1 rRNA gene is annotated in these 1,021 nt (G+C 51.5%); it reads left to right on the plus strand.

What is annotated here, in order from left to right:
* Positions 1 to 1,021, plus strand: a 23S ribosomal RNA gene (locus GJ695_RS29370); the annotation flags it as partial.

Genomic DNA, 1,021 nt, shown 5'->3' on the forward strand with positions numbered 1-1,021 from the left:
AGGTTAACCGAATAGGGAAGCCGTAGAGAAATCGAGTCCGAACAGGGCGATAGTCGCTGGGTGTAGACCCGAAACCAAGTGATCTACTCATGGCCAGGATGAAGGTGCGGTAACACGCACTGGAGGTCCGAACCCACTAATGTTGAAAAATTAGGGGATGAGCTGTGGGTAGGGGTGAAAGGCTAAACAAACTTGGAAATAGCTGGTTCTCTCCGAAAACTATTTAGGTAGTGCCTCAAGTATCACCATCGGGGGTAGAGCACTGTTATGGCTAGGGGGTCATCGCGACTTACCAAACCATTGCAAACTCCGAATACCGATGAGTGCGAGCTTGGGAGACAGACGTCGGGTGCTAACGTCCGGCGTCAAGAGGGAAACAACCCAGACCGCCAGCTAAGGTCCCAAAGATTGGCTAAGTGGAAAACGAAGTGGGAAGGCTAAAACAGTCAGGATGTTGGCTTAGAAGCAGCCATCATTTAAAGAAAGCGTAATAGCTCACTGATCGAGTCGTCCTGCGCGGAAGATGTAACGGGGCTAAGCCAGTCACCGAAGCTGCGGATATGCGTAAGCATATGGTAGGAGAGCGTTCTGTAAGCCTGCGAAGGTGTCTTGTAAAGGATGCTGGAGGTATCAGAAGTGCGAATGCTGACATGAGTAGCGATAATGGGGGTGAAAAGCCCCCACGCCGTAAGCCCAAGGTTTCCTGTTCAACGTTCATCGGAGCAGGGTGAGTCGGCCCCTAAGGCGAGGCAGAGATGCGTAGCTGATGGGAAGCAGGTTAATATTCCTGCACCGTCGTATGATGCGATGGGGGGACGGATCGCGGAAGGTTGTCTGACTGTTGGAATAGTCAGTTTCTGGTTCATAGGAGGTACTTAGGCAAATCCGGGTACGTAATCCAAGGGGCTGGGACGAGTGAACTTGTTCACGTAGCAATCGGAAGTGGTTCCAAGAAAAGCCTCTAAGCTTCAGTCATACGAGACCGTACCGCAAACCGACACAGGTGGGCGAGATGAGTATT

This window comes from Duganella alba, from assembly GCF_009674495.1.
Taxonomy (GTDB): Bacteria; Pseudomonadota; Gammaproteobacteria; order Burkholderiales; family Burkholderiaceae_D; genus Rugamonas; species Rugamonas alba.